General features: G+C 43.8%; 4 protein-coding genes. 2 read left to right on the forward strand and 2 right to left on the reverse strand.

The features are described 5' to 3' along the window. The first annotated feature begins 133 nt into the window (after positions 1-133). The gene (locus tag J3L11_RS18515; RefSeq protein WP_207571947.1) at positions 134-1120 is read left to right on the forward strand and encodes a TOPRIM nucleotidyl transferase/hydrolase domain-containing protein; all 987 of its coding nucleotides are present in this window, start codon (positions 134-136) and stop codon (positions 1118-1120) included. 1128 nt (positions 1121-2248) lie between these two features. On the opposite strand, the gene J3L11_RS18520 is transcribed toward J3L11_RS18515, so the two are convergent. Next, positions 2249-3447 (reverse strand): IS3 family transposase gene (locus J3L11_RS18520; protein ID WP_242695340.1). Its coding sequence is split into 2 segments (ribosomal slippage): positions 2249-3174 and positions 3174-3447, totalling 1200 coding nucleotides; the frame shifts between segments, so codons are not numbered across the junction. A gap of 721 nt (positions 3448-4168) precedes the next feature. On the opposite strand from J3L11_RS18520, the gene J3L11_RS18525 reads away from it, so the two are divergent. Further along, a complete protein-coding gene (locus J3L11_RS18525; RefSeq protein WP_207571945.1) occupies positions 4169-4432 on the forward strand; it encodes a hypothetical protein in 264 nt (87 codons plus the stop codon). Positions 4433-4447: 15 nt separating this feature from the next. Here the strand turns inward: J3L11_RS18525 and J3L11_RS18530 are convergent. Continuing rightward, on the reverse strand, positions 4448-4648 hold a 201-nt coding region (locus J3L11_RS18530; RefSeq protein WP_207571946.1), incomplete at its 5' end, for a hypothetical protein.

Here is a 4648-nt window from a genome sequence, read left to right on the forward strand (position 1 = left end):
TCACAGTTGCCGAAACATGCGGGAACTTCTTGGCAAGGTATGGCATTTTATGGAAACCGTTTCGCCTTTCCCCGGCAACGGACACGGCATCGCGAAAATGTAGCAGTATTCGGATCAGCTATTTAGATTACTTATTAGTGGGTTACATAAGGCTACGAGCAATTCACAAATTATTTTGGTTGATGAAGCAGAATATGGTCTTGAACCGTACAGGATAAGTCGGCTTTTACACGAACTGGGTTCCAAGGAACAGCATCCAGTCAGACAAGTATTTATAACAACCCATTCGCCTTATGTGCTTCGCGAACTCCAAGCACAACAGCTTCATGTATTAAGAAAATTTCCTTCAGCACCACTTATAGAACCAGCAACAGCTACACAAATACCAGTTGTTCAGCCTCCAGTTCCACAGCCTCCGTCTCACGCAATTTATAGCTTAAATGGAGGGAACGACGAGCAAGCGACACTAAGGGCATGTGCCGAAGCGTTTTTCAGTAAGGCGGTGATAGTGGGAGAAGGAGCTACCGAGGTTGGCTTATTGCGTGGTTTTGATCTTCATTTGCAACGAAATGAAGACCCAGGACTATTAAGTAGAGGTATATCCGTTACGGATGGTAATGGCGGTGATACTATGTTTAAGCGAGCCGAAATATTTAAAAATTTAGGCTACCCAACTGCTCTTTTGAAAGACTCTGATATTACTGAAGCCTCACATCTTCAACGAACAACGGCCTGTCGACAACGAGGGGTTAATGTCATCGAATGGGAACATGGTTTATCAACTGAGGGGGCAATTTTTTATTGGTGTTCTGTTCATCTTATTCCCAGTCTTATTCATCTTTCAGTAGCTTTAAATGGTGAACAGGAAGTTGATCAACACATACGTAATTGCTCTCAGAACAATAATACACTCCAATTATCCACAACTGCGCCAAACGATTCCATGCGTCAGGCGTTAGCTTCTGCAGCATCAAAATATAAATGGTTTAAACATATATCTAATGCAGAGATGCTAGCTATTGATGTGGTTTTTCCCAACTACACAACTTTTCTTGAACCCTTCACTAAAGCAGTAAATAACTTATATAACTGGGTGAGGCTGAATGGAGATCAGAGGTGAGCGTTGAGGCTGTCTTAACCTCCACTCGAGGTTTGATAATTGCGCCAGATGGATGCGGGAAAACCCATCTGATCGCTGAAACACTGGCCGTTGCTCAATCTAAACCATATCTAGTACTCACACACACGACTGCAGGGGTTGCTGCACTCAAGCAACGCCTGAGACGATTGTCTATCCCCCCGCAGAATTATGTTGTCACAACACTTGACGGTTGGGCGTTAAGATTAACGAAATTTTTTCCTACTTTATGTCCAATCACTTCGGTTCCAGAACAAGGAAAAATTTTTTATCCAGAATTAAGGAGAGTCGTATTCACTTTGCTTAAATCTGGCTTGGTTAATGACTTGATTCAAGCGTCGTACTCTAGGCTTCTGGTCGACGAATACCAGGACTGTGATTTAAATCAACACATGCTAGTTCAAGGGCTATCTGACGCATTACCAACAGTCGTGTTTGGTGATCCAATGCAATGTATCTTTAATTTTTCTGGGCCTATGCCTAACTGGCATGGAGACGTTGAGTCTTATTTCCCCATAGTCAGCAATTTAAATACTCCATGGCGCTGGATAAATGCGGGAACAGCGGCTCTCGGTGAATGGATACTGCAATGCCGGGATTACTTACTGAACAGACAAGCAGTAGATCTTACGACCTGTCCGAGGTTTGTTAGCTACCAACAGCTGACTGGAACAGTAGCCTTGGATCTCCAAATACGTCAAAGCGCTCACTTCAAACTGATGGGGTTGCATTCAAACGAGACTGTTTTGGTTATTGGGGATTCAAAAAAAGCATCTTTAAGACACGGCTATGCACAAAGTGTCAATGGATTGGATGTAGTTGAACCTGTTGATCTTCCCGATATAACAAGTTTTGCGTCCCGTCTAGATTCTCTATGCGGATTGGAATTAGTGGAATGTATTCTGACAGGGGCTTCTACACTGATGACAAATGTTGAATCCAATACGACATTACGGCGAGTTCAGACTATTTTAGCTGGCAGAAATCGCACACCAGCGTCACCAGTAGAGCAATCTCTAGTCAATTTAGTTCAGGATAACTCCAGAATGAGGATATTGGATGCATTGGTTCAGATTGAAGAAAAACCAGGCACAAAGCTCTATGTAGTGGTCAAGTCTTTTTGGCCACATCGTTGTAGCTATTCCAGTAACGTTTCTCCGATTCATTTGGCGTTAAACCACCATTGTACGAATGCGGTCTCAGTCGACTGTAATAGCCATGAATATATTCACCAATCTTCTGCTTTGCTTCCGTAAAGCTCACGTAACCTGTCGTTGGAACCCATTCGGTTTTAAGGCTTCTGAAGAAGCGTTCCATTGGGCTATTGTCCCAACAATTTCCTCTGCGACTCATGCTTTGCGTTAAGCGGTAGAGCCAGATTAACTGACGGAATTTGCGGCTTGTATAGTGACATCCCTGGTCGCTATGGAACATCACATTCTTTGGCTGCCCGCGATACTCGAACGCCATTGTCAGAGCCTGACTGGTCAGATTGCTGTCCGGTGAATAACTCATTGCCCAGCCTATTGGCTTGCGGGCAAACAGATCGAGTACCACAGCCAGATAAGCCCAGCGGTTGCCCGTCCAGATGAAACTGACATCACCACACCAGACCTGCTCCGGCGCTGTAACGGCGAACTGTCTGTCGAGTAAGTTTGGAATAGCAACGTGCTCCTGCGTTGCTTTCCTGTAAGTATGTTTTGGCAACTGAGAGCTGAATAAACTCATCGCTTTCATCAATTTTCCTGCACGGTATCGGCTCAGCGTAATGTCGTGAGACTCATCGTTCGTGATAATGTCTGAGAGGGTTCTGGCCCCGGCAGAACCGCCACTCCGTCGATACGCTTCACGTACTAAGCTACGCAGCCGGACAGCTTCCGGCGATGGTCGCTTATCGCGCTGCTGCCAGTATTTAAACGTGCTACGGTGGACATCCAGTACCGCACACAGATGATTAACCGAATAACGGTGCTTATTGCTCTGACTCAGCTTCTCGATTAACGAGAGTGTTTCATGGAGTCCGACATCAACAGAGCAGAAGCCTTTTTTAAAATATCCTTTTCTAATTCAAGGCGTTCAATTTGCTTTTTCAGTTCACGAATTTCGCGTTGCTCAGGCGTCATAGGTGAGGTCTGAGGTGTTTTCCCCGCACGCTCTTCTCGCAATTGTTTAACCCATTTACCCAGCGTTGAATAACCAACGCCCATCGCTTCAGCGGCTTCTCTATTCGCATAACCTTGGTCAACTACCAGTTGTGCTGTTTCCAGTCTGAATTCAGGGCTGAAATTCGGGCCTTTCTTCTTTGTCATTTTGTCACCTAACTTTGTTATGCTGCCATCATAGCAGCTCTAATTAGGTGGCCAAATTCACTATGCCACTACACTACCGTCGCGCAGCATTCCATGCTTTAAAAGAGTCGATTGAACTCACATTGAGTTCCTCGACTCTTACTTTTCGGGAAGCTGCAACTAGAGTTAGAGAGCAACGTCGGCACATAGGCGACAGGCGAATATCTAAACGAGCAATAGGGTCAACGTTATTGTTAAAGGGATTGGAGTGTGACCATTCGATAATTCTCGATGCTGGTGAGATGAACGCTCAGAACTTGTACGTAGCCCTTTCACGAGGAGCTAAATCTATTGTTGTTTTTGCAAAAAATAATTTGGTTGGCGGAAGTTAAAAAGATATCTATTTGGCGAAAATCGTTCCATAACTGACGTCGTTTACTAGCTATGAATGGAACGGATTGAAATTCAATTATCGTGAAAATTGGCCGAATTTCTCGCGCAACAGATCAGTTTGTAAAATACGCATGCACACTATACAAAGGTTAGTGGTCATGCTTCTAATTGAAGTTTTCTCCCTTTAATTGTTATAGTACGCAATCCAGTGCACATAGGTAGCGCGGGAGAGTGGTTCGATATTTTAACTAACGTTGTGGCAGTTTCTGTCGCGGCATACGATTTATCAGTTAACTTTAAGAATCACTTTGGAGTTCGAGCCTCCACGGAAAATAGCGAGGTGCTACCTATGAAAGAAATTAGAAATAGCTTGCTTGCAAGCAACTTGAATAAAATCAAAGAATCCGCTTTAAAAGGCGTCAATTCATTCTACTTTCGGGCCACTCTTTTTCTGCTAGGTTTGGGGGTATTTCTCCCGCTTCCTATGTGCATTGGACTTCCTTTCAGCAATAGCTTTTCAAAGCATACCACTAACAAGCAACTGGAATCTGACCTCCAGCAGTTGGGCCGGGCGTTACTCCATAGAAATGTTAATCCGAAACCCACCAATTAGAGCTGAAAATCTAACTCAGAAATGTCCAATTACTTGTTGAATACAGAAAGAAAAATCGCCAGTTAGAACTGGCGAAATAAATAAATTGTTTTTTATCTGCCTCTGCGGCAGTAGATGCATTAATTTAAACATCGAATCGATTGTTTTTATCTTCAGCTGCCTGTACGGCAGTTCATTAATCTCATTACAGTTTTCACCTCCCTTTATCTTAAAAAT

Source organism: Shewanella sp. 4t3-1-2LB, assembly GCF_017368415.1.
Classification (GTDB): Bacteria; Pseudomonadota; Gammaproteobacteria; order Enterobacterales; family Shewanellaceae; genus Shewanella; species Shewanella fodinae.

Excerpts from the sequence above, each read along its gene's own strand:
- J3L11_RS18525 (WP_207571945.1), top strand. The coding sequence starts at position 4,169 with ATGAAAGAAATTAGAAATAGCTTGCTTGCAAGCAACTTGAATAAAATC.